Here is a 24,523-nt window from a genome sequence, read left to right as displayed (position 1 = left end):
CGCGTATCAGGCCGCGGTCGAATACTGCGCGAGCACGCGAGCGCGGATTGACGGCTTGATGTTCGACTGCGCCATGTCGCCGCCATAGTGCGCGACGACACGCGGATTCATCACGCGAAACCAGAGCGGCGGCACGTACGCGAACAGGATCATCGTCGCATAGCCGGCCGGCAGTTGCGGCGAGTCGTCGAAGTGGCGCAGCGCCTGGTACGAGCGCGTCGGGTTAGCGTGATGGTCGGCGTGCCGCTGCAACTGATACAGGAACAGGTTCGTGACGACGTGATTGCTGTTCCACGAATGCTGCGGTGTGCAGCGTTCGTAGCGGCCGCTCGGCAGCTTGCGGCGGCCGAGCCCGTAGTGTTCGACGTAGTTGACGACTTCGAGCAGCGACGCGCCGTACACGGCCTGGATCACGAGGAACGGAATCACGACCTTGCCGGCCATCGCGATCGCGATGCCCCACACGACGACGGTCATCGCCCACGCGTGCAGCACCTCGTTGCGCCAGGTCCATGACGAATGCCCGAGGCGCTCGAGGCGCGCCGTCTCGAGCCGCCACGCCGAGCGGATGCTGCCGGTCACGGTGCGCGGCAGGAATGCCCAGAACGATTCGCCGTAGCGCGCGCTCGCCGGATCCTCGGCCGTCGCGACGCGCACGTGATGGCCGCGATTGTGCTCGACGAAGAAGTGCCCGTAAGCGACCGGCGCGAGCGTGACTTTCGCGAGCCAGCGCTCGAAGCGGTTGGTCTTGTGCCCGAGTTCGTGCGCGGTGTTGATCGAGATGCCCGTCGCGGCGCCGAGCGACAGCGCGAAGCCGACGTAGTCGTACCACGCGAGCGCATGCGTACCGACGATCCATACGCACGTGAAGAACGCGATGTATTCGACCAGTGTCGCGAGATAGACGATGTAGCGGTAGTAGCGCTCGCGTTCGAGGTGCGGGACGGCGGCTTCGGGTGGATTGTCGCGATCGTCGCCAATCAGGGTGTCGAGGACCGGGATCACGCCGAACGCGAACAGCGGGCCGAACCACCAGAACACGTGAAGGCCCGTCGACAGTGCGAGCTGGGCCGAGAGGATGGGCAGCGTGATCGTCACCGCGCCGAGCAGCCATAGATAACGTTTGCCATCCGACCAGCCCGAGGCCGATGTGTCGGTCATTGCCATTGTCTCCCTCCTTGTTGGGGCCGGCTCCCGCGTGTGCGGGAGCAGCGGCCGAGTGACGCGTTTGTCGTCGTTCGAATCGTCGCGGGTCCGCGGCACCGGATCGGTCGTCCGGCTGTGCCAGTTATACGACCGTCACGCACGCTTTCCAAACCCTGGCGCTAGGCGCGTAACTCCAAACGGTGGGCCGTGCATGACGACGGTCGGGAAGGGCCGGCACGGGGTGATTGAAACACGCAGTCTTGGGCCGATCCGCTGGCGCGACCGGCGTTCTTGTCAGATGAATGCCTGGCGTGACGCACGCGTGCATCCATCGGCGAAGTCCGCAACGAATGTTGCGATGCAGCAGGTCTGGCGCGACGTCGCCCGGCTGCGCGGTTCTTTTGCATACACATGTAACGAATCATTACGGCATCGATGATGAAATGCCGGGCGCTCGCTGCATGAGTGCCATGCATGACAAGGCGAGCGAGGCGACGCTTCCGGTCCCGCAGTTCGGGTTGCATGCGTTGCCGCACGTCGACGCATCGATGCTGCACTTGCACACCGGCGTGTGCGCGACATCTGTTGCCTTTCGATCGGCGCTGCCGTTTGAAAATTACGATTTGACTCATGCCCCGCTTTCGGTTGAAGCTAATAGCTTGCTGTCCGAAGGGGGCTGTGCCTGCATGAGTTCGACCTTGACCGTTCGTCGTATCGCTGCCGACCAAGGCCGCGTGTATCGCGAACTCCGCGCCGCATCGCTGCGCGAGCCCTACGCGCCCGGTGAAGCGCCGGAGGCCGAATTGCTGAACGTCGATTCCGACGCGGCGGCGGCCGTCGCCTCGCTGCGCGCCGCGTCCGACGAGTCGACGACTTTCCTGCTGTATACCGAAGGTCATCCGGCCGGCATGATTGGCGCGTATTTCGACAACACGCCCGAGCGGCGCGCGTTCGTCAGCGAGCTGTGGGTCGCGCACGCGGTCCGCCACCTGCGCGGCGGCGTGCTGTTGCTCGAAACGGCCACCGCGTGGCTGGCCGAACGCGGTGCGCAGGACGTCTACGCATGGATCGCCGATGCGAACCGCAACGCGATTCGTTTCTACGAACGCGCGGGTTTCGCCAACACGGGCGAGCATGCGCCGATCGCGCGGATGCCCGGCGCGATGAAGTCGTTGTTCGTGTCGCACTTCAACACGCCCTGACGCATGAATGCGCGGGCCGCACGGTGCGATGAAGGCCCGGCCGCCCGTCCGACTACCGGCTTGCCGGTTGCGCGCTCGCCGCGACCGTCGCCGCCCGGTTCCCCAAAAATAATGGCCGCACGCGTGGACGCCTGTAAAATACGCAAAAATTTTTTGCAGAGTGTCCATGTCGCTTAAAAAATCGCCATTCTTCGAGCTGCGCAGCGGATCGGTCGATACGTTGCTGTTCACCGTGAAGACGACCGATCTCGATGCGTTGCGTACCGAACTGGTCAAGCGCTTCGAAGCGACTCCCGAATTTTTCGCCGATGATGTCGTCGTGATCGACGTTCGCCGCCTCGCGGACGGCGAACGCGTCGCGCTTGCCGACATCCGCCAGATGCTGAACGACGTGCGGATGCGCCCGGTGGGCGTCGTGGCGCTCGCCACGCAGGGCTGGGCGGGGGAAGCCGGCCTGCCGTTGCTCGAGGCGCGCGACCGCCGCGTGTCGACCGCGAAGCCGGCCGAGGAAGCGGAGCCGGCGCCTGTCGTTGCCGCGGCGGCTGCCGTGGCGGCGGACCTGGCGCCGGAGCCTGGCCCGACGTCGATTCCGGCGGGCGGCCAGACGCTGGTGATCGATCGGCCGCTGCGTTCGGGACAGCAGATTTACGCGAAAGGGGACCTCGTGGTGCTTGCGCCGGTCAGTCACGGCGCCGAGATCATCGCGGAAGGCAACATCCACATCTACGCGCCGTTGCGCGGCCGCGCACTGGCGGGCGTGCACGGCAATCACGATGCGCGCATTTTCTGCACGTGTCTGGAGCCGGAACTGATTTCGATCGCGGGTATCTATCGAACGACCGAGAACCCGTTGCCCGCCGAGATACTGGGCAAATCGGTGCAGATCCGGCTCGAAGAGGAAAAACTGATGATCGAACCGCTGCGCCTGACGTGATTCACGCGGCGCACGCCGGATCGATCGGCTCTCATTGACGAACACAGGGTATTGGGTAAATGGCAAAAATCATCGTGGTGACCTCGGGCAAGGGCGGCGTGGGCAAGACGACGACGAGCGCGAGCTTTGCGTCCGGTATCGCGCTGCGCGGCCACAAGACGGCCGTGATCGACTTCGACGTCGGCCTGCGCAACCTCGATCTCATCATGGGCTGCGAGCGTCGCGTGGTGTATGACCTCGTCAACGTGATCCAGGGCGAAGCGAACCTGAACCAGGCGCTGATCAAGGACAAGAAGTGCGAGAACCTGTTCATCCTGCCGGCGTCGCAGACGCGCGACAAGGATGCGCTCACGCGTGACGGCGTCGAGAAGGTGCTGAACGACCTGGTCGCGATGGACTTCGAATACATCGTCTGCGATTCGCCGGCCGGTATCGAGGCGGGCGCGCTGCACGCGATGTACTTCGCGGACGAAGCGCTGATCGTCACGAACCCGGAAGTGTCGTCGGTGCGCGACTCGGACCGCATTCTCGGCATCCTGTCGTCGAAGACGAAGCGCGCGACCGAGGGCAAGGATCCGATCAAGGAACATCTGCTGATCACGCGCTACAGCCCGAAGCGCGTGAGCGAAGGCGAAATGCTGTCCCTCGAGGACATCAGCGAGATCCTGCGCATCAAGCTGATCGGCGTGGTTCCGGAATCGGAAGCCGTGCTGCACGCATCGAACCAGGGTCTGCCGGCGGTGCATATCGACGGCACCGACGTTGCCGAAGCGTACAAGGACGTCGTCGCTCGCTTCCTCGGCGAGGACAAGCCGCTGCGCTTCACCGATTATCAGAAGCCGGGCCTGCTGCAGCGCCTCTTCGGCAGCAAGTAACGGAGGCCGCCCATGTCCATCCTTTCGTTTCTCCTCGGCGAGAAGAAGAAGTCCGCATCGGTCGCGAAGGAGCGCCTGCAGCTCATCATCGCGCACGAGCGGGTTGGCGGCCGGCCGCCGGCCGATTACCTGCCGGCGCTGCAGAAGGAGCTGGTCGCGGTCATCTCGAAGTACGTCCATATTTCGAACGATGACATCCGCGTGAGCCTCGAGCGCCAGGACGATCTCGAGGTTCTCGAAGTGAAGATCGAGATCCCGCAAGCCTGACGCTTGCATGTCCCCCCGCACGGCGGCGCACGTCGCCGTGCGCGTCTTACGCCCTGTTGCACTTTAGGGCTCGCCGTAACACGGCGTCTGTCGGCCGTTGGTCGACCTCCCGCATTGAACGAATACGCTCGCGTCATTTGTTAATCAGGAGGTTGTCATGGCTGTCTCTACCGTTCGACGTCGTATCGTTTCGCTCGCGCTGTTCGCCGCGGGGCTGTCAGCCATCGCCGCGCCGCTCGCCGCACGCGCGGACGAAATCCTCGTCGGTGCCCCGGCGATGGTGCAGTCGGGCCGGATGGTCGTCGCCGAACCGGTGGCCGCGCCCGTCGAGGAAATCGTCGTCGTCGCGCCGAACGCGCCGCCGCCCGTGCGCTACGAGGTCGTGCCCGACGCGCGCGTCGGCTATGTGTGGGAGCGCGGGCACTGGCACTGGGACCATGGCCGCTACGTCTGGATCGGCGGCCACTGGGAAACCGAGCGCATCGGCATGCACTGGGTGCCGGGCCACTGGGATCAGCGCGGCCCGAACTGGTTCTGGACCCGCGGCCACTGGGCCTGACGGAAGCATGCGATGAAACGAACCGCCATTGCCATCGCGCTCGTCGCGATCACGCTCGCCGGCTGTATCGTCGTGCCGGCCCGGCCCGTTTACTATCGGCCGGCGCCGGTGGTGATCTACTGAGGGTCACGCGGGCCCGCCGGCGCCGGGCCGCTCGCACCGGATGCGGACGGGCCGGGCTCGTGCGACGTCGCCGGCGTGTGCGTGGCGACGTTGGCGGCCACTGGGGCCTCCGGCTCGCCACCGTCCTGCTCGCGCAGCGTGTCGAGCGGATCGGCGGGCGCGGCGGCCGCATCCTGCGGCTCGACGACCGCGGCCGCAGCCGCCGGTGCCGCGGCGGGTTCCGCGGTGGCCGCGGGCGGCGCGAGATAGCGCTCGGCGAGCGTTTCGTAGAGGGGCGGTGCGAAGAAGCGCGCCATGCGGCTCGATACCAGCGCGGTCGCCATCAGCGAAATCACGAGCGCGTGACCGTTGATCATCTCCATCACGATCACGAACGACGTGATCGGCGACTGCGTGACCGCCGCGAGGTAGCCGACCATCGCGAGCGCGATCAGCATCGGCAGGCTCATGTTGCCGAACACGATGTGCAGCAGGTTGCCGAACCCGGCGCCGATCGACAGCGAAGGCGCGAAGATCCCGCCCGGGATGCCGGGCAGGTACGACGCGACCATCGACACCATCTTCAGGAACGGATACAGCACCGACAGCCGTTCATGGCCGTCGAGCAGGCCGCGTGCCTCGGCATAGCCGCTGCCGAACGTCGTCCCGCCCGACACGAGGCCGACGACCGCGATCACGAAGCCGCACAGCGCCGCGAACGCGATCGGGCGCTCGCGATACAGGCCGAGCAGGCGCGCGGGCAGCCAGCGGCCCGTATTGAGCAGCAGCCAGCTGAAAAGACCGCCCGCGATGCCCGTCACGATCGCTGTGACGAGCACGGCGACGGCAAGCATCTTCGGAAAATGCTGGCCGGCGTCGATCGTGCCGAAGTACGTGTAGTTGCCGTTCAGTCCCAATGCGACGACACCGGCGAGGATGATCGCGGTGATGAGCACGCCGCTTGCGCGGGCGGAGAAACTGCGGGTCAGCTCCTCGATCGCGAACACGATCCCGGCGAGCGGCGTATTGAATGCCGCCGACAGGCCGGCCGCCGCGCCGGCGAGCACCAGTTGCCGTTCGATCTGCGCGTTCGAGCGCGGGTAGAAGCGCCGCAGGTTGAACATCAGCGCCGCGCCGACCTGCACGGTCGGGCCTTCGCGGCCGATCGTGAAGCCGCCGAGGATTCCGAGGAACGAGATCAGGACCTTGCCGAACAGGATGCGCAACGTCAGCAGCCGCGCACCGAATGCGCTCGGGCTCGCGTGCAGTGTCGCAATGACCTGCGGGATCCCGCTGCCCTCCGCGCCGCGGAAGAAGCGGCGCGTGAGCCATGCCGACGCCGCGGCGATCGACGGCGTCAGCAGCAGCGGCAGCCACGCGGCGTGGTCGCGCATCGTGCGGAAGGTGTCGTAGCCCCAGTCGATCAGCCGCGCGTACAGCACCGCCGCGAGGCCGACGGCGATCGCGCCGAGCCAGAACACGCCGTACTGGCGCCAGATCCGCAGCGAGCGGCGGGTGAGGGCAGGGAACAAGGCAGGAAGGGCGGGGCGTTGCATCGGCAGCGGGCCGGGAGGGCAAAGAACGCATTATAAAAAGAACCCGATGCGGCGGGGCTCGACAAATATTCACAGAAGCGTCGCATTTTGTTGCAAATGTAATGTCGGTGTAATATCCGCGCACCGCAAGCGTCGATAGCATGGCGAAATGGCCAGCCATTCCTCATAACGAACGTGAAACGCATCCTCATCGTGAAAGTGACGTCGCTCGGCGACGTCGTCCAGACGCTGCCCGTCGTCGCGGACCTCCATCGCGCCTTCCCGGGCGTGAGGGTCGATTGGGCCGTGGATGAATCGTGCGCGGAGGTCGTGCGCTGGCACCCGGGTGTGAGCGACGTACTCTGCGCGCCGCTGCGGCGGTTCAAGAAGCTCCGCAACGGCGGTGACCTGAAGGCGATCTCCGCGTCGATCGGCGCGCTGCGCGCGCACCGCTACGATGCCGTCATCGACCTGCACGGCGTCTACAAGAGCGCGATCATCTCGGCACTCGCGCGCGCCGCACGCCGTGTCGGCTACCAGACGCAGGATCTTGGCGAGACGGGCGCCCGTTTCGCGTACTCGCATCGCTTCGGCCCGCGGCCGGATTGCGACGCGTGGCACGGGATGCGCGTGAGCGCCGGCGAGGCGCTCGGCTATGTCCCCGAAGGCATCGCCGAGTACGGAATCGTCCCGCCGCAGGATGCGAGCCTGCCGCCCGCCGTGACCGACGGCGCGCCGTTCATGCTGCTGTTCCACGCGACGTCCAATCCGGACAAGAAATGGCCGGCCGACGACTGGGCCGCGCTAGCCACCCGGATGATGGCGCGTGGCGTGCGCGTGTTGTTGCCGTGGGGATCGGCCGCCGAGCACGACGATGCGCAGGACATTGCCGCGCGCGCGCCGGGCGCGGTCGTGCTGCCCGCGATGTCGGTACGCGAACTGGGCGCGGCCATCGGCCGGGCTGCGCTCGTGGTGGGGGTCGATACCGGGTTCGTGCACATGGCGCACGCGCTGCAGCGGCCGACCGTGATGATTTTCGTCGCGACCTCGCGCCACCATTGCGGCATCGGCGGCGCACCGAATGCACTGTCGATCGGCGAGCCCGGCGCGCCGCCGTCGGTGGCGCAGGCACTCGATGCGATCGATGCGGTCGGGGCGGCCTACGGCGCGCAGCGCGAGCGGCTGACGGCCTAGGGCCTGCACAGGGCCGCTATCGTCGTGAATGGGCACCGCGGAAACGGGGCCGGCCGGTTCAGGCGAGCAGTGCTTCGACCGTGAGCACCGCGGCGACGGCGGCCAGGTTGGCGAGCAGCGCCTCGAACAGGAGGCCGCGCCAGGTTTTCGGCCGGAAGCGGGCCGCGAGCAGCAGGGCGCCACCCAGCGCGAGCGCCAGGATCAGGACGAGGTCGGCGTTGTCGAGGCGGATGTTCATCGCGGCGGCTCCTTCGAGGATCCGGGGGCGCGCGACGGCGTCCCCGGATCGAGTATAGTCAGCGCCGCCCGCTACACAACCCGAGGCGCCCCTGAGGCTCAGACGAGCGATGCGTCGCGGGTTTCGCGCATCAGCAGCACGCCGATCAGGCTGATCGCTGCCGCGACCGACATGTAGCCGCCGACCCACGACAGGCCGCCGCGCGCGGCGAGCAACTGCGCGATGTACGGCGCGATCGACGCGCCGAGGATCCCGCCGAGGTTGTACGCGACCCCGGCGCCCGTATAGCGGACGTTGGTCGGGAACAACTCGGGCAGCAGCGCGCCCATCGGCGCGAACGTCACGCCCATCAGGAACAGCTCGAGCGTCAGGAACAACGCGACGAGCGGCATCGAGCCGCTGCCGAGCAGCGGCTCCATCGCGAAGCCGGACAGCAGTGCGGCGATCGCGCCGACGACCAGCACCGGCTTGCGGCCGAAGCGATCCGACGCCCACGCCGACAGCGGCGTGGCGAGCCCCATGAACACGACAGCGAAGCACAACAGGCCGAGGAAGCTCTGACGCGGAATGTGCAGCGTCGACACGCCATACGACAGCGAGAACACCGTCGAGATATAGAACAGCGTGTAGCAGACCACCATCGCGAGCGCGCCGAGCAATGTGGGGCGCCAATGTTGCGAGACGAGCGTCGCGACCGGCACGCGCACGCGTTCGTTGCGGTCGAGTGCGGCTTGGAACGCCGGCGTCTCGGTGATCTTCAGCCGCACGTACAGGCCGAGCGCGACGAGCACCGCACTGACGAGGAACGGGATGCGCCAGCCCCAGCTGCGGAATTGTTCGTCGGACAGCGACAGCGCGAGCGCGAAGAACAGCCCGTTCGACATCAGGAAGCCCACCGACGGGCCCAGCTGCGGGAACATCCCGAACCAGCCGCGCTTGCCTTGCGGCGCGTGCTCGGTCGCGAGCAGCGCCGCGCCGCCCCATTCGCCGCCGAGGCCGATCCCCTGGCCGAAGCGCAGCACGCACAGCAGCACCGGCGCGAGTGTGCCGATCGTGTCGTAGCCGGGCACGAAGCCGATCGCGGTGGTGGACACGCCCATGACAAGCAGCGACGCGACGAGCGTCGACTTGCGACCGATGCGGTCACCGAAGTGGCCGAACAGGAACGAGCCGATCGGCCGCGCGATGAATGCGATGCCGAACGTGACGAATGCGGACAGCGCCTGTGCGGTCGCGGAGCCGTGCGGAAAGAACACGGGGCCGATGACGAGTGCGGCGGCAGTCGCGTAGACGTAGAAGTCGTAGAACTCGATCGCGGTGCCGATGAAGCTCGCGAACACGATGCGCCGGTGGCTGACGGCGCCGGCCGAACCGGTTGCGTGTGCAACGGCCGGGGGAGATGCGGACATGGATGTCTCCGTTTTGTCGTTGGGGCATTCGCTTGAGCGTGCGCTTGGGCAGGCAGGTGGACGCCTGCCGGGAGAGCGCAGCCGGGCGGATGATGCGGTAGCGGCGTGAACGCGCGTCGTGGCGCTGACGTCACCCGCCGGTCGACGATGGAGACGGATAGGTCGCCGCCGCCCAGTGCCGGCGTGGTCGGCTCGCATGCCGGGTGCGGCGCGCGAACGCGCGCGGGAGGGTGGCCGCGCGATTGCGGAAAATTATAGCCAGCGCCGCGACATAGCGGCAATCGCGGGCCGGCGCGGGCTCAGTCGAGCGATTGCGCCTGTGCGGATGCGGTGCTTTGCAACTGGAAACGTCCGTCGTCGTTGAACAGCCAGCCTTCCATCATCTCGAGCCGGCCATTGCCGTCCAGCAGTTTCGACGGCGGTGGCGGCAGCGGCGCCGAGCGACGCAGCGACGCGAGCGCGAGCCCTTCCGCTTCGCTGTCGCCGTTGCTGCGATAAACGGATGCGTTGACGAGGCGGCCGCTGCCATCGACGGTGAACGCGACGACGACGAGCGAACGCAGCATCGCCTGCGGCGTCCCGCGCGCGACGCCGGACGGATTGTGCTCGGTGACGCACCGCGCGACTTCCACGCGGTACTGGTCGCGATTCGCGTTGCGGATGACGGACGGGATCGTCTGCAGCGAGCGCAGCGATGGCGGCGGCGTGATCGTGCAGGCGGCAAGCAACGAGGCGGCGACCAGCCAGGCAACACGCAGCCGGCTGGCGCCCGGGTGGTGAAGGTGAGACATGGCGGACTGCCGGAGGGTGACGATAAAAAAATGATAGGCGTCCGGCCGCGACCTGTTATCGGGAGAAACGCATAGTGCGCGAAGCGCGACGTAGCGATTCGCGGATGATGGCGATCGGCGGCCCGACCGGCATGGGTCCCGATGTGACGTGACATGTGACGGCGCGGGCGCGATGTGCGCACGCGCGTCGCACGCAGTGGCGGCGGGCGTGGCCCGATCTGCCCGCTTAGTAGCCGTGTGTTACGAGCGACAGAACGGAGAGGTCCGGATGCGTGCCGTCGATGATGCTCTTGCCGATGTGCACGGCTTCCCGAACCGCTTCGTCGACGCTCGCGAAGCTTTCCTCGCCGTCCGCGTGGAAGGGCACCGCATGATCGGGCAGCGCGGGATTCGCGCCAGGATGGCAGACATAGCCGGTGTAGGTGTAACGCGTGTCGCTGCCCGGGGCGATGCACGGCATCACATGGATCTCGAAGCCTTCGTAATCGACGTGATCCGTCGCTGTCGACAATTCGGTCATGGCGGTCTCCCTGGGCCGCACGCACGGATGGCGCGGGCGGCATCGAGTCGCGGCGGCGGTCGTGTCGCCGTGCTGATCGAATTCTAGGCGATGGCGGCCCGGCCCGTGAGGCTCGCGCGCGTCGTCGGCGGACGGCGGGCGTGCCGTGGCGCGCGTTACCGCGCGCAGCGCGCGTCCTTGCGCTGCACCACGAGGATCACGGGATACTTCTGGCCGTGCTCGAGTTCCACCGGCGCGACGACCGTCAGCGTCGCCGGGTCGGAATCGTCGTACACGCTGACCTGTTCGTTGCGGATATAGGTCACACCGGTGCAGTTCGATGCGCGCCCGTCATCCGACACCTTGCACTGGATCTCGTTTTCCTTCAGATAGTTGTACGGCGTCGGGCTCGCGAGATATTCGCGCAGGCTGCGCGGCGAGCCGCCGACACCCTTCACGTACGCAATCGCGCATGACGGCGTTTGCGCGTCGGTGCCGGAGGCGGAATCGGCGGCTGCGGCGTGCGTGCCGACGGCAGCCAGGGCGACGAGCGACGAGGCGATGAAGGACTTCATGACGTGGTTTCCCGTTTCGCGAATCGGAGCGCCGGATTGTAACGGCACCGTGCGCGGCGCGCGTCGAACAAACAAAAACCCCGTCATTCCGTGCGGCGTCACGTTGTATTCGCGGCAGGCCTTCACAAATCCACGCGTGTCGTACGCCTTGTCTGCGCCCACCGTAATACGCACGTCCGAACCCGACACATCGCGCAGCATGTCCGTCGCCACTTTGCGTTCCGCTCGGCCATTCGCCTCGCTGGCCTGAACGTTCACGACCAGACCGTGCCGGTTATCCGTCAGCACATGGCCCAGGTAACTCGGCAAGGCTGGCGCGGCATTGCTCTTGCGATAGAGCCGGCTCTCACCGTCGCTCTTCGATTCGTGCGTTTCATTACTGCGCGATTCGCCATGCCAATTGTCAGGCGGACGATCATCGTCCCCGCCATCCTTGCGCCGGATGCTCTTGTGGCTGGCCCACGCATGGATCAAGGTGCCGTCCACACTGAAGTGCTCGCCCGACAGCAAGCCGCGTTTATGCGCCGTTTCCACCGTCGCGTTGAACAGGTCAGTCACTGCGTCGAACTCGATCAGTCGATCCCGGTTCTTGCTGAACACCGAGTGATTCCACACCGCGTCTTCGATCGACAGGCCGACGAACCAACGGAACAAAAGGTTGTACGAGATCTGCTCGACCAGTTGCCGCTCGCTGCGATGCTGTATAGCACCTGAAGTAGCATCGCCCGCATCAGCTTCTCCGGCGCAATGCTCGGCCGACCGCCTTTGATGTCCGCTTCGTACATCGCCGAGAACTTGGCATCCATATTCGACAGCGCCTCGTTCATCCAAGTCCGGATCGGGCGCAGCGGATGCGTTTGCGGTACGAACTCCTCCAGTCTGACTGTACTGAACAGGGATTCGTTGTAGCTGTCGGTGCCTCGCATGCTGCCTTCGTGCCTTGGGATCGGGTTCGCTACATCGTGACGGATCGGCGGGGGTATTTCAACGGCCTGCTACCGTGCCTCGCTCTGCTGAGTGACGTCCGACCCTGTTTTCCTTTGTGCCGGCTCCGTGGCGGGTTGGTACAGAGGGGCAATTTCCCGTGCATTCGACAAATATGCACAGATTGAGCAAGCGCTTGTTTTCAATTATCCCTCCCCCGATTTGTCAAAGATCGTCGCTCTCCTGCTATCGGTCGAGCCGATTTTGATATGATCTTTAGACATCGAGCCGGGATTTTCCAACACCTCTCCTCCTCGGACGGCCCGATGTTTGAGGGTCTGGCTTTTCGTCTCTGCCTCCCGCCGGGCCCTCGCCCTTTCTGAAAAGACACACGCAGTCTCGGCCTGGTTATGTCAGTAGCGGTCGGGCTCGTTTTCCACGAAACGGGGTGACCGCATGGCGGGGGAAGTCTTGCTGAAGGTGCTGCGCGGCGGCTACGCGCAGTTCGATCGCATCGTCAAACTCGACACGCCGCTCGGCGACGACTGGCTCGTGCCTCTGTACGTCAAGATTCAGGCGCGGCTCGGGCGCAATTTCGAGGTGACCGTCGACGCGTCATCGGTCGTCGGCGACCAAATCAAGCTCAACGCACTCATGCTGCAGCCCGTCACGCTCTGGATTCGCCAGACGGACGGCGGCTATCTGCCGATTCACGGGTACGTGCAACAGGTTCGCCGCCTTGGAAACGACGGGGCGTTGTCCTATTTTCAGCTCCGCTTCGCCTCCTGGTTAAGCTTCCTCAAGCTCAGCAGCGACCGTCGCGACTGGCAGGAAGCTCCCGGCTGGGAAATCCTGACCGATGTGTTCGAGAAACATCCGCAAGCCAGCGGCCATTACGGGCTCGAGCAGCGAAACGCGATCCGCGCGTATTCGCACCGTGTGCAGTGGGAAACCGACTGGAACTTCGTGCACCGGAGCATGGAGGAAGTCGGCCTGTTTCCACGCTTCGATTTCGCGAAGGACGGCAAGTCGCACAAGGTCGTCATCATGGACGACCTGTATTTCGGGCCATCGCTGCCGAAGCCGGAGATGCAGTTCAGCCACGCGGGCACCAACGAGGATTTCGACGGGCTGATCCAGTTGAGCGAGCAGCAGGACGCGCAAAGTGCGACGCTGACGCTCGGCGCGGCCGATTACAAACGGCCGAGCTACAGCCGGCAGACCGTCAGCTCGCCGGCGCAGGATTTGGATGAGTTGCCCGGACAGGGCGAGGACTACCTCTACGCGGGCTCACAGGCCTGGTCCGACACGGACATGAGCGAGCAACAGCTGCGCATCCGCACTCAGGAATGGGCATCGCGGGCGAAGCGCTATTTCGCGGTCGGCAGCCCGCGCTACGCCCTGCCCGGCTACTGGTTCAAGGTGACGGGTCACCCGGTCCTCGACACGCTGCCGGCCGAGGACCGCGAGTTGTCGATCATCGCGAGCGACTGGCTGATCCAGAACAACCTGCCGGGCATGGACACGCTCACGCGCTTTCCGCGCAGCCTGCGCGGCGAGGTCGAACAGGCGCAGGCGGCCGGCGCCGGCGCGACGGTTCCGCACCGCGACGGCGGCGTCGGCTTCCTCCAGGTCGAGATCGAGGCGCAGCACCGGCGCACACCGTTCCGCAGCCCGTTCGAGCATGAGAAGCCGGAAATGCACCTGCAGACGGCGATGGTCGCGACCGACAGCGACGAGGAAATCCACACGGACGAGGGCAACCGGGTAAAGGTCTGGACGACGAACAGCCGGAAAGACCAGAACACGAAATCGACGGCATGGATCCGTGCGGCGATGCCGGACGCCGGCGCGAAACGGGGCGGCTACTTCCCGCTGCGCAAGGGAGATCAAGTGCTCCTCGGTTTCGTGAATGGCGATTGTGACCGTCCCGTCATCATCTCGAGGCTGCACGGGGGCGCGACGATGCCGGAGTGGCACACGCACGGCCTGCTGTCCGGCTTCCTGTCCCGCGAGTACGGTGGGAACGGATTCAACCAGCTCGTGCTCGACGACGCCAGCGGCCAGAATCGAGTCCATCTTTACTCGTCCAGCTATAGCTCTCACCTGCATTTGGGCTACTTGATCGAGCAGAGTGGCAACACGCGCGGCGCGTTCCTCGGCAACGGTTTCGACCTGAAGTCCGGCGCATACGGTGCCGTGCGCGCCGAGCAGGGGCTGTACGTGTCGACGCAGCCGGCCACCGCGCAGCCGCTGAACGTGACGGCCGCCACCGAGCCACTCACCGGCGCGGAAGCCGTGTTCGATACCGTGTCGAAGGCCAGCGAAACGAACCGGGCCGAAAGCCTGCGGGACGGCCAGGCCGCGCTGAAGTCGTTCACCGACGCAACGCAGCGCACGGTCGCGGGCTCGACCAGCGGTGGCCGCACGGCCGGCGGCGGCACGGGCAATGCGAACGGCTTCTCGAAGGCGGTGATGCTGCTGTCGAGCCCTGAAGGCATCGCCGCCTCGACGCAGCAGTCGGTGCACATCACGGCGAACCAGCATGCGAACGTGGTAGCGTCGAAGAACGTCAACCTGGCGGCCGGCAAGTCGTTGCTGGCGAGCGTGCTGGACAAGATCAGCCTGTTCGCGCAGAACCTGGGCATCAAGATTTTCGCGGCGAAGGGGCCGATCGACATCCAGGCGCAGAGCGGCCCGGCTTCCTTGGTCGGCCTTCAGGACGTGAAGATCGAAAGCGCGGATGGACGGCTGATTCTGACGGCCGCGAAGGAAGTGTGGATCGGCGCCGGCGGCTCGTACATCAGCATCAAGGGTGGTTTGATCGAGAACGTGACGACCGGGCAGATTCTGGAAAAATGCGGGAATTGGGACAAGCCGGCCGGCGCGAGCGGGACGATTCGCGATCCGTTGCAGACGACACCGGTATCGACTGACGGCGGGCGCGGCTCGCTGTTCTCCGGCTGACGCCTGGCCGGCCGGCACCTGTGCCGCAAGAAAAACGAGAAACGAGAGATTCCGAGAAACATGAGCAAGAACCCACCTTCCACGAAGCCGGCCGCGACAGCCAAGCCAGCCGCAGCGCCGAGCGCCTCCGCGACACCACCTTACAAGCCATTGAAGTGGGCATTTCCGTTCACACCGGCCGACAAGGCGGACGCGGCCGACCCGATGACCTATATGAAGGCGCTGGCCGCCGCTGAAGACGGGTTCTATCCGCTTGGCGCAAACGGCATGTGGCACGGTGGCATCCACTTCGGACAGGGCACGGGTGCGAAGCTGAAGCAAGGCGATGGCATCCGCGCGATCGCCGACGGGGAGATCGTCGCATACCGGCTCGACAGCAAGTATCCGGAGCAGGACTATCAGGACGGCCGGCACGCGCTGTACTCGACCGGCTTCGTGCTGATCCGCCATCGGCTGCAACTGCCGCCGGCACCGCCACCGAAATCGGACCCGGCGAAGGGTTCGGCCACGCAGCCAGCAACGTCATCGAAGACGGCGACGACAGCGCCACTACCGACGCCGAACGCAAGCACGACCACGAACAAACCGGCACCCGGCGAAACGCTGACGTTCTTCAGCCTGTACATGCATACGATGGACTGGAACAGCTACCAGTCTGCAGCCGAACAGGCGAAGGTCGCCCAGGTCGACCGTTTCAAGCTAAACATGGGCCCGATGCCGTACTGGGAAGGCGACCGTTACTATCGGGTCGGCGACAAGGCGAAGGACAAGCAGGAGGTGCCGCTGCCGAAGGTGCCCGTGCCGTCGCTGCGCGACGCGATAAATCGCGATGTGCTTGGAGAGTTCATCCAGAGCGATTTCAAGAAGGTGCCCGAACCTGAAAAAGAGGCGAAAGACGCGACGCCACTCCCGCCCCCAGTCACGGGCCTGCGCATCCGCGATCTGCCAAACGGCAAGATCATCGGTATCCTGCCGACCGGGGCGGAATTGATCGTCTCGGATACGGACGAGCAAGCCAAGGCGAAACCCGGCTGGGTGAAGATCAAGGCGATCAAGTCCGGCACGCCGGCCAGCGCGGTCGTCGGCCAGCCGGTGTCGCCGCACGCGCCGTACGGGTACGTGTTCGAGAAGGAACTGGACCCGATCGTCGACCCGAAGCCACTCGATACGGTCGTCGTGTTGAAACAGCCGTATACGGTCAAGGCCGGCGACGTGATCGGCCAGTTCGGTCACTATCTACGCTACCCGGACGCAAAGCTGCTGCCGGCAAAGCCAACCCGGCCGCTGCTACATCTGGAAGTGTTCGCCGGCCCCGAGCTCGAGGCGTTCATCAAGAAGAGTCGAGAGCGGGCAAAGCAATTACCCGCGGCCAAAACGTTTCTGGAAATCTTGCCTGGCGCGCGACTCGTTGCCGACCTGCCGGAACCGGACCAGAAGCTGCAGCCCGGCGTCAAGCTTGTACCGCTCGCCGGAAACGCAAAGGGCAAGTGGGTCAAGGTGCAACCGAAAACGGCTGCACCTGTACACGGCGGCCGCCACGCGAAGCCGGTTTTCAACGACGCAGGAACGCCAGTATGGGTGGACGGCAATCTCGTCAATATGACGGCGACCGCCATCGTACCGGGCTGGAAGGACTTCCCGCTGAGCTTTTCGAACGCCAAGGGACCGGGCGCGGATTTCCGCGACGTGTTCCGACGCGCAGATTTGGACAAAAACGGGCCAGCGAACACCGCGAAGGATGACAAGGGCCGACAGTGGTATTACGTGAAGATCGGCACCAAGGACGGCTCCACGCGCGACGGCTGGGTGTGCGAGCAAGACCACCCACTCGTACGGATGTGCGGGCCGTGGGACTGGCCGGGTTTCGAACTGGTCGACAACAGCAGCATCATGCCGATCGACATGCTCAAGCGTTACATCTACGTCGCCGAACAGTTCCTGGTCGACGAAGACAAAACCGAATTCGAGACGAGCGCGACAGCGGTTAATGCGAGTCCGCTCATCTCCAAGATCGAGAAGGCGATCGACGCGAACCGCGACGGGAAGGTGACCGCGCAGGAGCTGAAGCACGCGCAGGAAACGCAATGGATGGCGGAGGCTCTGTCCCACATCGTCGTACGGTGTGAAAGCGAATGGGGGGGGCGGCCTGGGTAAATGGGAAGCGCTGTCGCCGCTGATGAAGACGCTGCTGTGGCTGTGGAAGGCGGAGATCGAGCGGATCGGAAAGTTGCAGTGGTGGGAACAGGTCTCCGGTATCGACGGCTTCCCGAAGGAGCCGAACCCTTGGCATTTCCATCCGATTGGAATTGTTGGGAATTTCGTTAATTCAGAAATGAGTGACCAAACAAGAATTCTTCGATTGTCCGAACAAGATGTAGATGATCTGATTAAGGTCACGGCAACTGAGGTCGCTGCGAGCTTGAATGATGAGAATTTGGCCAATCAAGCTGGCGCAGTTGTTGACACCATTTTAAATCGCGTGATGTCTGGTCGCAGCAACTGGAGTACCGTCAGAAGCGTGATTAATGAGAGGTGGCAATTTTCAGATATTAACGCCCCAAGGCCGAGTGCGTACGGAAGTGTGCAAAACGTTCCAGAAAGTCGAGTTCCCGCTAGGGTAAGAGCCATGGTTGTTGCTCATTTGCAAAATAGAGCTAATGGAGGAGCATCCCTGGTCGGGAACAATCTAAGTTACGCAAACCCATATGCATTAGACGAGGCTTCGGACGCAACGAGAGCATGGGTTGAAGATGTCGTCCATCAAGCGAGCATTACCGGCTATAGGTATGGAAGTGGGCGTGCAGTTCACGTGCACGGGACAACGCAAGGACTGATGCCTTTTAGGCCGGCCCCTTATTCCATAGAACTTCCAGATTCATATAACCATTAATCTTTTGGGGATGTCATGAAAAAAATCATTTCTTTGTTGCTTTTGCTGCTGCCTTTAAGCTCGTTTGCGGAGGCGTGCGTCAATAGCGGGAATGTGTATGATGATTTATCCTGCACCGATCGCGCCTTGAATATATCAAAAAAAGATCTCAATCTTATTTATCAGAAAATATATTCATCAACGCAATACAAGAATGAATTTGAGCAATCACAAAAGGCTTGGCTCAATTACAGGGAAAAGCAGTGCAATGGCTACATTGCAGCAGAGGCCTCGCAATCCCAAGGTGTCGGCCCTGGCCTAATTACAAAAGACTGCCTCCTCACAATCACAAAGCAGCGAGTTGATTATTTGAAAACCCTTCTCGAAAAATAGCAGATCGATATGATGAATTTAGTCCGCGTCGGCGACGATACCGACCACGGCGGCAAGGTCGAAACGGGCTCCACGACGATGCGCTTCGACGGCCGCTTCGTCGCGCGCAAGGGTGATCGCGTGTCGTGCCCGCAGCACCCCGATGTGTCACCCAACGTCATCGAGGAAGGTGACCCGTCGATGACGGACGGCGGCATCCCGATCGCTCGGCACGGCCATCGAGCCACGTGCGGCTGTCATCTGATCTCGAGCCTCACCTAAGCGACCACCGGAACAGGTCGTCCGAGATCGCGAAACGCCGAGACTGCATAACCAAGGCGCATAAAAGTGCATAGAGGAATCGCCTCGCTGATCGCCGCGCGGCCCGCACTGGGCGGCGCTGAGCGCCCAGTGCATACGCGCATAAAAGCCGCTCATTTTTACGAGCAGGTGGGGCGGGGTCACAACTGCGCGCGCCGGGGCGCAGGCGGCATCGTTGAGTGGGGGCTGGCCCGAGAATGCCCCTTCGGCGCGTCAGGAGGCCCGCCACGGCCTCGCTGCCGGTCGCGGGTGCCTTGTGGGGTTGGGTCGCGCGTTTCCGGGTGGCCTGAGGGCTCAGTGCCTTTCCGGGCCCGCGCGCACGGATGCTGGAAATGGAATTGAGTCAGGCCGCCCGGGCTCCAAGGTTATCCACAGCCCGGGCTTGTTGTGACCTGCCCCCTACAAACAGGGCCAGCCGGAGTCTAGTAAAGTTCGTTTTCGGAGAAGAAGACGGACATGAAGAAGCGCTTTACGGAACAGCAAATCATCGGGTTTCTGAAGGAAGCCGAAGCCGGTATGGCGGTCAAGGAACTGTGCAGGAAGTACGGGTTCAGTGACGCGTCGTTCTACACCTGGCGCGCGAAGTTCGGCGGCATGGAAGTCTCGGAAGCCCGCCGGCTCAAGGACCTCGAGGTGGAGAATGCCCGGCTGAAGAAGCTGCTGGCCGAAGCAATGCTCGATATGGAAGCGTTGAAGGTCGTCGTCAAGGGAAAGCCCTGAGCCCGCAAGCCAAACGCGAAGCAGTGTCGGCGATTCGGGAGAAGGTCAATATCTCCGAGCGCCGCGCCTGCCGGCTTGTCGGGCTTTCTCGCAGCGTGCTGCATTACGACGCGAAGCCAGACCACGAGAATGAGCTGCTAGCGGCGCGTCTGGTGGAATTGGCACACGAACGTCGTCGATTCGGCTACCGTCGACTGCACGCCCTGGTGGAGCGCGAAGGCACGCACGCCAATCACAAGCGCATCTATCGCCTGTACCGTGAGGCAGGGCTGGCTGTGCGGCGCCGTCGCAAGCGCCATGGCGTCATGATTGAGCGCGAGCAACTGGCATTGCCGGGCGCGCCCAACGAGGTGTGGTCAATCGATTTCGTGATGGATGCGCTTTCCAACGGCCGTCGCGTGAAGTGCCTGACCGTCGTCGACGACTTCACGAAAGAGGCTGTCGACATCGTCGTCGACCATGGCATCTCAGGCTTGTATGTCGCTCGGGCATTGGACCGTGCAGCTCGCTTCCGTGGCTATCCCAAGGCGGTGCGAACAGACCAGGGACCCGAATTCACGAGCCGCGCGCTTGACCAGTGGGCATATGCGAACGGCGTCACGCTGAAGTTGATTCAGGCGGGCAAGCCAACGCAAAATGCGTACATCGAATCGTTCAACGGCAAGTTCCGCGACGAATGCCTTAACGAGCACTGGTTCACGACGCTCGCGCACGCTCGGGCTGTCATCGCGGCATGGCGTCAGGACTACAACGAGCAAAGGCCGCACAGCGCACTGAACTACCTTGCGCCGTCAGAGTTTGCGGCGAAACACCGGGCAACCGCGGATGCTCCTGCCGCTTTCCAGGAGCTGGTTTAACAGGACTTTGCTAGAAGCCCATTGGCCCTATTGAAGGGGGCAGGTCAGTTGCTCGATGTAGTCCGCCCACGCTTGCATGAGAAGTCGTCGCTTCTCGAATAGGTCGCCACGGCGGTACGCACTTTCTGTTTTGTCGCGAATAGTATGCGCGAGTGCCATTTCGACCACCTCATTTGGGAATGGCGTGCACTCCGCTGCCCAATCGCGAAATGTCGATCGGAAGCCATGCACTGTTAGCGTTTCGTGTCCCATTCGTTCAAGTAGTTTAAGCATCGCCATGTTGGACATTGGCCGGCGTTCCCGTGCGCCTTCGAATAATGGACCGCCGATTACCTGAGGCAGTGATTTAATGAGCGCGATTGCTGACGACGATAGGGGAACTCGGTGCGGGCGTTTGGCCTTCATCCGGTCGGCCGGAACTGTTCACGTTTGAGCAAGCATTTCGAGTTCATTCGGATACGCACCGATAACTTCGCCAGTGCGCGTTGCCGTAAAAATCGTGAATTCAAGCGCCTTCGCGGCGGTACCAACCATCGTCCGCAACTCAGCGATGAATGCTCCAATCTCCGTATAGGGCAGAGCCGTGTGATGCTTAGGCTTTTGAACTTTGGCAGGCGCGGCGAGTAGTTGATCAAGGTGACCGCTCCATCGGGCTGGATTCTCGCCGTCGCGAAGCCCGCGAACCTTGGCCCAATCCAACACGTTCTCAATACGTCCGCGTAAGCGTGACGCTGTTTCGTTCTTGCTCAACCAAATGGGTTCTAGCACGCGTCGAACGAGATCGGTATCGATGTCGCAGGGACGCAAGCCTCCAATGATGGGATAGGCGTAGGTGGTGAGGGTGTTGGTCCACTGCTGCGTATGTTTGGGATTCACCCATTCGGCGCTGCGGGCTTCTATGAAGGCCGAGGCGCATTGTTTGAACGTGAGCGAGCGGGCGGCATCTACCTTGCGACGCGCCTTTTCTTGCTTGCGGAGCGTTGCAGGATCATCGCCGCTCAGGACAACCGCGCGGTGTTCGTTGCGCGCCGCGCGAGCTGCTTCCAGCGAAACTCGTGGATATGGACCGATCTGAACAAGTCCTTCGCGACCACCTGGCTTCATGTAACGGAACTGCCAGTACTTCAGTCCGTTGGGCTTCACAAGGAGGGCCAGGCCGCCGCCATCACTCAATCGATAAACGCGCTCGCGTGGTTTCGCCGAGCGGCATTGCATGTCGCGCAGGATGCATTCAGGCATGAAGGGGAGTCGAAAAAGTACCCAGAAAATAATGGGATGACTGGGAATTTTACGGTACTTCGTGGAACCTCGCGCTGGCGGAGAAGCCTTGCTGGTATTGGGCTTGGGGAGTGTTGCAGAACTAGGTGGGAGGTTGTCGTGGCGGAAGCGGTGAGATTCGAACTCACGGACAGTTTCCCGTCGCCGGTTTTCAAGACCGGTGCCTTAAACCGCTCGGCCACGCTTCCACACGAGGCGGCATTGTAACCGAAATGCCGCCTCGTTCCGCCTCAATCGTCGCGCAGGAACAATTCCTGCAGGTCGTTGAGGAACCGTTGACCAAGCGGCGTCGGCGCGATCTGCGCAAAATCGCGCGTGATGAGTCCGCGCTGCTCCGCATCCTTGAGTGCCTGCTCGATCGTGCCGATCGGCAAACCCGTGCGTTCGACGAAGCTGTGCACGGGGAAGCCCTCGACGAGCCGCAGCGTGTTCAGCATGAACTCGAACGGCAGGTCGCGCGCACCGACTTCACGTTCTTCCTGCACCGGCGTGCCGGCCATCGCCTGTTCGATGAAGGTAGCCGGATGCTTGTAGCGTGCCTGCCGCAGGATCCGGTTCGGGAACGACAGCTTCGTGTGCGCGCCCGCGCCGATCCCGAGATAGTCGCCGAAGCGCCAGTAGTTCAGGTTGTGCTTGCACTGATGATTCGGCTGCGCGTAAGCGGACACTTCGTAGCGGCCGTAACCGGCCTCGGCCGTGCGCGCGTGGATCCATTCCTGCATGTCGGCCGACGCGTCGTCGTCGGGCACCACGGGCGGAAACTTCGCGAACAGCGTGTTCGGTTCGAGCGTCAGGTGATACAGCGACAGATGCGGCGGCGCGAACGACAGCGCGGTCTCGATGTCGGCCCGGCATTCGTCGAGCGTCTGGTTCGGCAGCGCGAACATCAGGTCGAGGTTGAAGTTGTCGAACGTCTTCGCGGCGATCTCGACGGCCGCGCGTGCCTGCGCAGTGTCGTGAATGCGGCCGAGCGCTTTCAGATGGCCTTCGTTGAAGCTCTGGATGCCGACGGACAGGCGGTTCACGCCGCTCGCGCGAAACTGCGCGAACTTCGCGGCCTCGAACGTGCCCGGGTTCGCCTCGAGCGTGATCTCGGCGTCGGCATCGAGCGGCAGCAGCGCGCGCACGTCGGACAGCAGCCGGTCGAGGCCGGCCGCGGACAGCAGGCTCGGCGTGCCGCCGCCGATGAACACCGTATGCACCTGCCGGCCCCAGACGAGCGGCAGCGCCTGTTCGAGATCGGCGCGCAGCGCGTCGAGGTACTCGGTTTCCGGAAACCGCTCGCCCTTCCACTCGTGCGAGTTGAAATCGCAGTACGGGCACTTGCGCACGCACCACGGAAAATGCACGTACAGCGCGAGCGGCGGCAGCGACGTGAGCCGTACCTGCCCGGGCGACGTGAAGGCCGCGACGACGCGCGCGCCGGTTTCCGCCGCTTGGCTCATGCGGCCTCCGGTTGCGAATGCGTGACGAAGACGATCATGCCGGTTCCTCCGCGAGCCGCGCGAGCAGTGCCTTCAGCGCGAGCGCGCGATGGCTGTGCGTGTTCTTCACGGCCGGCTCGAGTTCGGCCGCCGTCGCGCCGAGCGACGGCAGGTGGAAATACGGGTCGTAGCCGAATCCGTGCTCGCCGCGCGGCGTGTCGACGATCTCGCCTTCCCAGCGACCTTCGGCGAACAGCGGCTCGGGATCGTCCGCGTGGCGCACCAGCGCGAGCACGCAGCAATAGTATGCGCGCCGGTCGGCGACGCCGCGCAGCTGCTCGACGAGGTACGCATTGTTCGCCGCGTCGCCCTTGTCGCCGCCCGCGCGCTGCGCGTAGCGTGCGGAATAGACGCCCGGTGCGCCGCGCAGCGCGCGCACGCACAGGCCCGAATCGTCGGCGATCGCCGGTAGGCCGGTGAGCCGCGACGCGTGCCGTGCTTTCGTCAGCGCGTTCTCGATGAACGTGCCGAACGGCTCGTCCGCCTCCGGCACGGCCAGGTCGCCCTGCGGCACGATCTCGATGCCGACCGTCGAAAACAGCGCGGTGAACTCGCGCAGCTTGCCGGCGTTGTTCGACGCGAGCACGATGCGCGACAGCGGCGCGAGGGTGCGATCGTCAGACATGGCCGGCGCCCAGCACGTCCTTCTGCAACTGCACGAGCTGGCCGATCCCGCTTTGCGCGAGGTCGAGCAGCGCGTTCATCTCGGCGCGCGAGAACGGCACGCCTTCGGCGGTGCCCTGGACTTCGACGAAGCCGCCGGCGCCCGTCATCACGACGTTCATGTCGGTGTCGCAGCGCGAATCTTCCGCGTAGTCGAGGTCGAGCACGGGTGCGCCTTCGTACACGCCGACCGAGATCGCGGCGACGTGGTCGGTGATCGGCGAGCGCGCGAGCTTGCCGGCCGCGATCAGCTTCGACACGGCGTCGTGCGCGGCGACGAAGGCGCCGGTGATGCTGGCCGTGCGCGTGCCGCCGTCGGCCTGGATCACGTCGCAGTCGATGTGGATCGTGCGCGGGCCGAGCGCTTCGAGATCGAACACCGCGCGCAGCGCGCGGCCGATCAGGCGCTGAATTTCCTGCGTACGGCCCGTCTGCTTGCCGCGCGCGGCTTCACGGTCGCTGCGCGTGTGCGTCGCGCGCGGCAGCATCCCGTATTCCGCCGTCAGCCAGCCCTGGCCGCGATCGCGCAGGAATTCGGGCACGCGTTCGGCGACGCTCGCGGTGCAGATCACCTTGGTATCGCCGAATTCGACGAGTACCGAGCCTTCGGCGTGTTTCGTGTAATGGCGCGTGAGGGCGACCTTGCGCAGTTCGTCGGCGCGGCGGCCGCTCGGGCGGGACAGGGAAGACGTCATGGGGGAATCGTGGACGGAAGAGGAAACCCCGATTTTAGCGCCGAACG

At 64.2% G+C, this 24,523-nt stretch carries 21 protein-coding genes, 1 tRNA gene and 2 pseudogenes; 11 read left to right on the top strand and 13 right to left on the bottom strand.

The window, feature by feature from the left end:
* Positions 1–6: 6 nt before the first annotated feature.
* On the bottom strand, positions 7–1,167 hold the full coding sequence (locus WS66_RS24975) for an alkane 1-monooxygenase (RefSeq protein ID WP_059605309.1): 1,161 nt from the start codon (positions 1,165–1,167) through the stop codon (positions 7–9).
* 527 nt (positions 1,168–1,694) lie between these two features.
* On the opposite strand from WS66_RS24975, the gene WS66_RS24970 reads away from it, so the two are divergent.
* From WS66_RS24970 to WS66_RS24950, 5 genes are all read left to right on the top strand, one after another.
* Positions 1,695–2,348, top strand: a complete 654-nt coding sequence (locus WS66_RS24970) for a GNAT family N-acetyltransferase (protein ID WP_236872985.1) — start codon at positions 1,695–1,697, stop codon at positions 2,346–2,348.
* Positions 2,349–2,514: 166 nt separating this feature from the next.
* Positions 2,515–3,282 (top strand): septum site-determining protein MinC, encoded by a 768-nt coding sequence (gene minC, locus WS66_RS24965; RefSeq protein WP_059605306.1) that lies wholly within the window; start codon positions 2,515–2,517, stop codon positions 3,280–3,282.
* 59 nt (positions 3,283–3,341) lie between these two features.
* A complete protein-coding gene (gene minD, locus WS66_RS24960; RefSeq protein ID WP_034182973.1) occupies positions 3,342–4,157 on the top strand; it encodes a septum site-determining protein MinD in 816 nt (271 codons plus the stop codon).
* Between the two features lie 12 nt (positions 4,158–4,169).
* The gene (gene minE, locus WS66_RS24955) at positions 4,170–4,424 is read left to right on the top strand and encodes a cell division topological specificity factor MinE (RefSeq protein WP_006486661.1); all 255 of its coding nucleotides are present in this window, start codon (positions 4,170–4,172) and stop codon (positions 4,422–4,424) included.
* A gap of 157 nt (positions 4,425–4,581) precedes the next feature.
* Positions 4,582–4,983 (top strand): YXWGXW repeat-containing protein, encoded by a 402-nt coding sequence (locus tag WS66_RS24950; protein ID WP_059605303.1) that lies wholly within the window; start codon positions 4,582–4,584, stop codon positions 4,981–4,983.
* 116 nt (positions 4,984–5,099) lie between these two features.
* Here the strand turns inward: WS66_RS24950 and WS66_RS24945 are convergent, their stop codons facing one another.
* Positions 5,100–6,641, bottom strand: coding sequence for a chloride channel protein (locus WS66_RS24945; RefSeq protein WP_059605300.1), 1,542 nt, complete (start codon positions 6,639–6,641; stop codon positions 5,100–5,102).
* Between the two features lie 174 nt (positions 6,642–6,815).
* On the opposite strand from WS66_RS24945, the gene waaC reads away from it, so the two are divergent.
* Entirely contained in the window at positions 6,816–7,814 is a 999-nt protein-coding gene (gene waaC, locus WS66_RS24940; protein ID WP_059605297.1) for a lipopolysaccharide heptosyltransferase I, read from the top strand.
* A 58-nt stretch (positions 7,815–7,872) separates the two neighbouring features.
* Here the strand turns inward: waaC and WS66_RS24935 are convergent, their stop codons facing one another.
* The 6 genes and pseudogenes from WS66_RS24935 to WS66_RS24905 form a co-directional block, all read right to left on the bottom strand.
* Complete coding sequence (locus WS66_RS24935; protein ID WP_059605294.1) at positions 7,873–8,052, bottom strand: hypothetical protein; 180 nt, start codon at positions 8,050–8,052, stop codon at positions 7,873–7,875.
* A 98-nt stretch (positions 8,053–8,150) separates the two neighbouring features.
* Positions 8,151–9,461, bottom strand: coding sequence for an MFS transporter (locus WS66_RS24930; RefSeq protein ID WP_059605291.1), 1,311 nt, complete (start codon positions 9,459–9,461; stop codon positions 8,151–8,153).
* Between the two features lie 299 nt (positions 9,462–9,760).
* Positions 9,761–10,252, bottom strand: coding sequence for an energy transducer TonB family protein (locus WS66_RS24920; protein ID WP_059605288.1), 492 nt, complete (start codon positions 10,250–10,252; stop codon positions 9,761–9,763).
* Between the two features lie 226 nt (positions 10,253–10,478).
* A complete protein-coding gene (locus WS66_RS24915) occupies positions 10,479–10,772 on the bottom strand; it encodes a hypothetical protein (RefSeq protein ID WP_059605285.1) in 294 nt (97 codons plus the stop codon).
* Between the two features lie 155 nt (positions 10,773–10,927).
* Entirely contained in the window at positions 10,928–11,326 is a 399-nt protein-coding gene (locus WS66_RS24910; protein WP_059605435.1) for a hypothetical protein, read from the bottom strand.
* A 90-nt stretch (positions 11,327–11,416) separates the two neighbouring features.
* Positions 11,417–12,252 (bottom strand): annotated as a pseudogene (locus WS66_RS24905) (IS5 family transposase); the annotation flags it as partial.
* A 454-nt stretch (positions 12,253–12,706) separates the two neighbouring features.
* Here WS66_RS24905 and WS66_RS24900 point away from each other — a divergent pair.
* The 5 genes and pseudogenes from WS66_RS24900 to WS66_RS24880 all read left to right on the top strand — a co-directional run bounded on the left by WS66_RS24900 (position 12,707) and on the right by WS66_RS24880 (position 20,356).
* Complete coding sequence (locus tag WS66_RS24900; protein ID WP_059602356.1) at positions 12,707–15,217, top strand: type VI secretion system Vgr family protein; 2,511 nt, start codon at positions 12,707–12,709, stop codon at positions 15,215–15,217.
* Between the two features lie 60 nt (positions 15,218–15,277).
* Positions 15,278–18,107 (top strand): annotated as a pseudogene (locus WS66_RS24895) (hypothetical protein).
* A gap of 15 nt (positions 18,108–18,122) precedes the next feature.
* Entirely contained in the window at positions 18,123–18,479 is a 357-nt protein-coding gene (locus WS66_RS24890) for a lysozyme inhibitor LprI family protein (protein ID WP_082728939.1), read from the top strand.
* Positions 18,480–18,488: 9 nt separating this feature from the next.
* The gene (locus WS66_RS24885; protein WP_059602359.1) at positions 18,489–18,740 is read left to right on the top strand and encodes a PAAR domain-containing protein; all 252 of its coding nucleotides are present in this window, start codon (positions 18,489–18,491) and stop codon (positions 18,738–18,740) included.
* Between the two features lie 495 nt (positions 18,741–19,235).
* A protein-coding gene (locus tag WS66_RS24880) for an IS3-like element IS407 family transposase (protein ID WP_108064606.1) occupies positions 19,236–20,356 on the top strand; the annotation gives its coding sequence in 2 pieces (ribosomal slippage) (positions 19,236–19,494 and positions 19,494–20,356; 1,122 coding nt in all).
* Between the two features lie 423 nt (positions 20,357–20,779).
* On the opposite strand, the gene WS66_RS24875 is transcribed toward WS66_RS24880, so the two are convergent.
* From WS66_RS24875 to rph, 5 genes are all read right to left on the bottom strand, one after another.
* On the bottom strand, positions 20,780–21,595 hold the full coding sequence (locus tag WS66_RS24875) for a tyrosine-type recombinase/integrase (RefSeq protein ID WP_236872949.1): 816 nt from the start codon (positions 21,593–21,595) through the stop codon (positions 20,780–20,782).
* A 139-nt stretch (positions 21,596–21,734) separates the two neighbouring features.
* A tRNA-Ser gene (locus WS66_RS24870) sits at positions 21,735–21,822 on the bottom strand.
* A 42-nt stretch (positions 21,823–21,864) separates the two neighbouring features.
* Positions 21,865–23,079, bottom strand: coding sequence for a radical SAM family heme chaperone HemW (hemW, locus tag WS66_RS24865; RefSeq protein ID WP_059598965.1), 1,215 nt, complete (start codon positions 23,077–23,079; stop codon positions 21,865–21,867).
* A 34-nt stretch (positions 23,080–23,113) separates the two neighbouring features.
* Positions 23,114–23,743 carry an RdgB/HAM1 family non-canonical purine NTP pyrophosphatase gene (gene rdgB, locus WS66_RS24860; protein ID WP_059598966.1) on the bottom strand — a complete coding sequence of 210 codons (630 nt, stop codon included), beginning with the start codon at positions 23,741–23,743 and terminating at the stop codon, positions 23,114–23,116.
* Positions 23,736–24,476, bottom strand: a complete 741-nt coding sequence (gene rph / locus WS66_RS24855; RefSeq protein ID WP_059530129.1) for a ribonuclease PH — start codon at positions 24,474–24,476, stop codon at positions 23,736–23,738. The genes rdgB and rph overlap by 8 nt, the downstream gene beginning before the upstream one ends.
* Positions 24,477–24,523 lie beyond the last annotated feature (47 nt).

This window comes from Burkholderia sp. LA-2-3-30-S1-D2 (assembly GCF_001523915.2).
GTDB classification, from domain to species: Bacteria; Pseudomonadota; Gammaproteobacteria; order Burkholderiales; family Burkholderiaceae; genus Burkholderia; species Burkholderia diffusa.
This window is presented reverse-complemented; position numbering and strand designations above follow the sequence as displayed.

What these genes read in the sequence shown, in the direction of transcription:
- WS66_RS24875 (WP_236872949.1), bottom strand. Translation starts at nt 21,595, where the DNA reads ATGCCTGAATGCATCCTGCGCGACATGCAATGCCGCTCGGCGAAACCA.
- rdgB (WP_059598966.1), bottom strand. Translation starts at nt 23,743, where the DNA reads ATGTCTGACGATCGCACCCTCGCGCCGCTGTCGCGCATCGTGCTCGCG.
- WS66_RS24950 (WP_059605303.1), top strand. Translation starts at nt 4,582, where the DNA reads ATGGCTGTCTCTACCGTTCGACGTCGTATCGTTTCGCTCGCGCTGTTC.
- WS66_RS24900 (WP_059602356.1), top strand. Translation starts at nt 12,707, where the DNA reads ATGGCGGGGGAAGTCTTGCTGAAGGTGCTGCGCGGCGGCTACGCGCAG.
- minD (WP_034182973.1), top strand. Translation starts at nt 3,342, where the DNA reads ATGGCAAAAATCATCGTGGTGACCTCGGGCAAGGGCGGCGTGGGCAAG.
- hemW (WP_059598965.1), bottom strand. Translation starts at nt 23,079, where the DNA reads ATGAGCCAAGCGGCGGAAACCGGCGCGCGCGTCGTCGCGGCCTTCACG.
- rph (WP_059530129.1), bottom strand. Translation starts at nt 24,476, where the DNA reads ATGACGTCTTCCCTGTCCCGCCCGAGCGGCCGCCGCGCCGACGAACTG.
- WS66_RS24970 (WP_236872985.1), top strand. Translation starts at nt 1,695, where the DNA reads ATGCTGCACTTGCACACCGGCGTGTGCGCGACATCTGTTGCCTTTCGA.
- WS66_RS24930 (WP_059605291.1), bottom strand. Translation starts at nt 9,461, where the DNA reads ATGTCCGCATCTCCCCCGGCCGTTGCACACGCAACCGGTTCGGCCGGC.
- minE (WP_006486661.1), top strand. Translation starts at nt 4,170, where the DNA reads ATGTCCATCCTTTCGTTTCTCCTCGGCGAGAAGAAGAAGTCCGCATCG.
- WS66_RS24975 (WP_059605309.1), bottom strand. Translation starts at nt 1,167, where the DNA reads ATGGCAATGACCGACACATCGGCCTCGGGCTGGTCGGATGGCAAACGT.
- WS66_RS24890 (WP_082728939.1), top strand. Translation starts at nt 18,123, where the DNA reads ATGAAAAAAATCATTTCTTTGTTGCTTTTGCTGCTGCCTTTAAGCTCG.
- WS66_RS24910 (WP_059605435.1), bottom strand. Translation starts at nt 11,326, where the DNA reads ATGAAGTCCTTCATCGCCTCGTCGCTCGTCGCCCTGGCTGCCGTCGGC.
- WS66_RS24945 (WP_059605300.1), bottom strand. Translation starts at nt 6,641, where the DNA reads ATGCAACGCCCCGCCCTTCCTGCCTTGTTCCCTGCCCTCACCCGCCGC.
- WS66_RS24935 (WP_059605294.1), bottom strand. Translation starts at nt 8,052, where the DNA reads ATGAACATCCGCCTCGACAACGCCGACCTCGTCCTGATCCTGGCGCTC.
- minC (WP_059605306.1), top strand. Translation starts at nt 2,515, where the DNA reads ATGTCGCTTAAAAAATCGCCATTCTTCGAGCTGCGCAGCGGATCGGTC.
- WS66_RS24920 (WP_059605288.1), bottom strand. Translation starts at nt 10,252, where the DNA reads ATGTCTCACCTTCACCACCCGGGCGCCAGCCGGCTGCGTGTTGCCTGG.
- WS66_RS24885 (WP_059602359.1), top strand. Translation starts at nt 18,489, where the DNA reads ATGATGAATTTAGTCCGCGTCGGCGACGATACCGACCACGGCGGCAAG.
- WS66_RS24915 (WP_059605285.1), bottom strand. Translation starts at nt 10,772, where the DNA reads ATGACCGAATTGTCGACAGCGACGGATCACGTCGATTACGAAGGCTTC.